The following is a 4,351-nucleotide window of genomic DNA, read 5'->3' on the forward strand; positions in this document are numbered from 1 at the left end:
TGCTTCCCGGTCCATCGGAATGTCACCGCTGACGCCGCGCGGGGCGCCGATGTGACCCGTGGTACAGCGGCCGATGGCGCGCGAGAACCGTCCGGTGGGGGCGGTTCGAGCCCGCCGTGGGCACCCCCGTGGGAACACCCCGGTGCACCCGGGGGGAACCGGCCCCTGGCGCGCATCACACTGAATTCGCTGGCCAGCGGGGTATGCCCGGATGGGCACGCCCACCGGTCGCCGCCGGCTCCTAGGTGCACCCGTCGGCCGGCCCGAACGGGCGGCGCGCGGTGCCACGAACATCCGACGGGCCACTCGCCGATGGGGTGGGGGGCGGCGAGCGGCCCGTCGGGCTGAGGCGTCCCCGTCGCAGGGGCGCCTGGTCTGAAACCAGCCGGTGGCTGGTGGTCGGTGGCTGGTGACCGGTGGTCAAGGGGCGGGGATCGGGTGCGGGGACCCGACGCGGTCAGCCCTCCGCGGACCGCGCCGGGCCGTGTGTCGAACCGGCTAGTCGCCTGGCTGCCGGTCCTGGCCGTCGGTGCGTGGTCGGGTCGTCGGGCGCAGGGCGCTGCCGTGCAGGAGCAGGAAGCCGGACGGCCGATGATCACCTGGTCGGACGGGTGTCGGCGCGTCGAGGTTGTCGATGGCGTGCGCCCGCACCGCGACGAGGATCAACTCCCAGATCGTCGTGGGCAGCCGACGCTCCCGCTGCTCGTCCTGCCGTGCGCCGACCCGGATGATCACTTCGTCGGGCAGGCCGCGGGCGACCTGACCGTGGCCCAGACTCCACGACGTCCAGCCGTTCTCCCCGTCGGCGACGGCGAGCAGATCGAACCGTCCCCGCCGGACGTCGTCGACGAACTGCGACCAGAGCCCGTGGGGCATCCGCAGTTCGCATGTCCGACCGGCGTACCGGTAGCGGATGATCACAGTGTTGTCGCGGCAGGTGAACCGCAGCCCGGGAGCGCAGGCCGGCCGTCGCCAGTACAGCAACGCCCCGGCGGCGGCCCGCACCGCCGTGTGCTGGCCGGTCGTGTGCTGGCCGGTCGTCCGCGGGTCGGTCGTCCGCGGGTCGGTCGTCCGCGGGTCGGATGGTGCGGGGTTGGTCGTGGGAACAGGGTCCGGGAGAGGACCTGGGATTGCGATGCGTGCGGTCCTCTCCCGGTGTGCCTCACCGCCCATACACGCCCGCGTGGCGATCCGCCCACCGCGATGGGGGATCGAATGCGAGCGGGGCAGCAACCCTCGGCGGAATCCGCAGTCCCAGGAGGAGAATCCCGTTGTACTCACCAGGAGCCCTCCTCGCCTCGGTAGCTGGGACGCGGTCTGTGCGTCCGCCGGTGAACACATCACACCGTGCTGGGCCGATCCCGCAAAGAGCGCAACCATCAGGTGCGGCCCTGCACGTCCCCCTTGCACCGTGGCAGGCCACCGCTGGTGCGGCCACCAGCCGCGGTCGTCAGGCCAGGTGTGGCCGTCGGTCGTCAGGCCAGGGGTGGCGGGGGGACGGCGCCGTGCATCGCCGTCAGGCCGCCGTCCGCGGGCAGGACGGCGCCGGTGATGTAGGCGGCGTCGGCCGACGCGAGGAACCAGATGGCCGCGGCCTGCTCCCGGGCAAGCCCCCAGCGTTGCAGCGGGACGCGCCGGCTGGACGCCTCGACCAGCCCCGGGATGTCGCGGTGGCGGGCCATCAGCGGTGTCTCGGTCAGGCCGGGGGCGATCGCGTTGACCCGGATGTGCGCGGCGGCGAGATCAAGTGCCGCCGCCCGGACCAGATTGATCACCGCGCCCTTGGACGCGTTGTAGGCCCAGTTGCCCGGGTCGGCCGCGAGCCCCGCGCTGGACGCCGTCACGACGATCGCTCCACCACCGGCGGCCCGCAGCGCCGGCACACTCGACCGGATGCCGATCGCGACGCCGCGCACGTTGACCGCCAGGATCTCGTCGAGCCGGGCGATCGCGCCCTCGTCCTCCCAGGGCAGGGTGCCGCCGATCCCGGCGTTGAGCACCGCGATGTCGAGGCGGCCGAAGTGCTCCAGCGCCGCGCGCACCATGGCCGTGCCCGTCTCCTGCCTGGACACGTCCCCGACCAGCGTGACGAGCTCGCCCGGTCCGGCCAACCCGTCAGCCCGGGCGGCTCGGGCCAGATCCTCGAGGCGGGACCTGTCGTTGTCGACAGCCACCACGTCGCAGCCGCGCTCGGTGAACAGGTGCACGCACGCGCGTCCGATCCCCGACGCCGCGCCGGTGACGATGACCGACGACCGTGCCACGCTGCCTCCGAAGGTCCGTGGTCCCTCGGTGACAAGCGTCCCCGGTCGAGGTGAACGCAGGGCCGCCGGACAGTGGCCCCTGCACGTCGGCTCAGATGCGCAATGGTGGGCCGGATACGGACAACATCGAGGCCAATCCGGGCTTGGACACCTGCCGGAACGGCGAAACCGCCATCACCTGTGAGTTCGTCTTCAACGGAACATCTCGGCTCGGCGTTGATAAAACCGCAATAATGTGACGCGCGTAATGACGCCGCCGGGGGCGCCCGTCAGGGGAAACCCGGCCGTGGTCGGCCGAGTCCGTCGAATGTGCTTCGACCAGGACGGTGCTGTGCTCGGCGGGTCGTTCGGGGTCGAGGCGAGCCGGAGCTTCGTTGGCCGGCTCGTCGCCTCGGGCATCGCGGTTCGGTATCGGGCGGCCGGGATCGAGCGGCCGGGATCGTCGTCCCGGTTCGGCTCAGGCGCCCCGGGTTCGGCTCAGTCGTCGATGACGGCGGTCCACCTGCGGTCCCGTGAGGTGGCGGCGCCGAGTTCCTGTAGCCGCCGTAGGGCGGCGGTGACCTCGGACGACGGAAGGTCGAGCGTGTGCGCGAGGACGCGGGCGCGCAGCGGCCCGTTCGCGCAGCGCAGAGCGGCTCGTACGCGAGCGCCCGTCCGGTCGGTGCGGCCCGCGAGCTCGGCGCGGTGCCGTAGGTCCTGACGAGGCAGCTCTATGCCTAAGCCGCCGTCCGACGGGCCGACGATGGTGACGTGGTCCACAGAATGCATTAGGTCACTCCCGCAATTAGTGCTGACATCTATAACGATGCAACAAGAAAGCGGCTTGTTTCCTGCGACCTGCATCGCTTTACTGCGGGTAGTTCCAAAAATACTGTATGTATGCAGATTTTGTGGCGGTGCTGAATTGATAGCGTCGGCTCAGAGTACCGGTCGAGGGCGCACGGTCGAGCCGTCTCGGTGGCACTGGGCGTGCCTCGGCGGGCCTGGTGCAAAACGATGCCGCCCCGGTCCGTTCAGCCGGCACCCAGCGGGACGATGACATCCGCCGCGAAGCGCCGCATTTCGTCGATCGCCTCCCGGGAGCGAGCCCACGGCTGGACGATGATCCGGGTCACTCCGGCCTTGACGTAGGGCTCGATGTCCTCGGGTCGGCGCACCTGGCCGCTGATGGTGACCTCCAGCGGGTCGGTGCGTCCCGCGCGCTCGGCGAGGGCGGCCAGGCGCTCCAGGGACGCCGGTAGCTGCTCGGCGGTGTGGTTCATCGGCATCCAGCCGGTGCCGTACGTGGCGGCTCGGCGCAGTGCCGCGGCTCCGTCCCCGCCGATGTGCAGCGTCGGTCCGCTCGGGCGCACCGGCCGCGGTTCGAACGTGACCGGACCGAAGTCGAAGAACCGGCCGTGATGCTCGACGACCTCCTCGGTCCACAGTCGGCGCAGGACGTCGAGGGTCTCGTCGATCCGTGCGCCGCGGGTGTCGAAGTCGAGGCCGAGTGCGTCCCACTCCGCCCGCAGCCAGCTCGCGCCGACCCCGAGGGCCAGCCGGCCACCGGAGAGGATGTCCACCGTCGTCGCCGCCCGTGCGGTGAGAAAAGGATGGCGAAGTCCAATATTAAACACATTTGTACCGATTTTTATCCTGGTGGTCTTCGCCGCGATGAAGCTCAGCATCGCCAGGGCGTCGTGCACCGGGACGTTCGGCGGGATCGGCGGATGGTCCGACCCGGCGAACGGGCTCCCGCTCGTCTCGATCGGCACGACCACGTGCTCGGGCACCCACACCGACTCGAACCCGAGCCGGTCGGCCTCGACCGCGACGTCCACCCATGCCTTGGGGTTGACCGATCCCAGATGCACCCCGAACCCGGGTGTGCGCGGTCCGGACGCGATCCCGCTGGCCGTTGCGGGGGAAGAAGGCGAGGTCACGGGCACGATCCTCTCGACAGGTTCGGTCCTCCCGGGCAGGGGGCCCATTCCGGTTGTACCGCAGGGCGATGCCGACAGGCGCGTGGATCGTGGGCGGGGTCGCGGGTGCGTATCCGCCCCCGACCAGCGGCGGCTGAGAGTCCGGACGTCGCAAGATAGCAGATG

The 4,351-nt window shown here is 71.0% G+C and carries 4 protein-coding genes; all 4 read right to left on the reverse strand.

What is annotated here, in order from left to right; genetic code table 11:
- Positions 1-498: 498 nt before the first annotated feature.
- The 4 genes from G6R24_RS18670 to G6R24_RS18685 all read right to left on the reverse strand — a co-directional run bounded on the left by G6R24_RS18670 (position 499) and on the right by G6R24_RS18685 (position 4,186).
- On the reverse strand, positions 499-1,005 hold the full coding sequence (locus tag G6R24_RS18670; RefSeq protein WP_163550490.1) for a hypothetical protein: 507 nt from the start codon (positions 1,003-1,005) through the stop codon (positions 499-501).
- A gap of 470 nt (positions 1,006-1,475) precedes the next feature.
- On the reverse strand, positions 1,476-2,264 hold the full coding sequence (locus G6R24_RS18675) for an SDR family NAD(P)-dependent oxidoreductase (protein WP_163550491.1): 789 nt from the start codon (positions 2,262-2,264) through the stop codon (positions 1,476-1,478).
- Between the two features lie 477 nt (positions 2,265-2,741).
- Positions 2,742-3,032, reverse strand: coding sequence for a hypothetical protein (locus tag G6R24_RS18680; RefSeq protein ID WP_163550492.1), 291 nt, complete (start codon positions 3,030-3,032; stop codon positions 2,742-2,744).
- A gap of 245 nt (positions 3,033-3,277) precedes the next feature.
- Positions 3,278-4,186, reverse strand: coding sequence for an LLM class F420-dependent oxidoreductase (locus G6R24_RS18685; protein WP_225438722.1), 909 nt, complete (start codon positions 4,184-4,186; stop codon positions 3,278-3,280).
- Between the last annotated feature and the right edge of the window lie 165 nt (positions 4,187-4,351).

Source organism: Candidatus Frankia nodulisporulans (assembly GCF_902806475.1).
GTDB lineage: Bacteria > Actinomycetota > Actinomycetes > Frankiales > Frankiaceae > Frankia > Frankia umida.

Excerpts from the sequence above, each read along its gene's own strand:
- G6R24_RS18680 (WP_163550492.1), bottom strand. The coding sequence starts at position 3,032 with ATGCATTCTGTGGACCACGTCACCATCGTCGGCCCGTCGGACGGCGGC.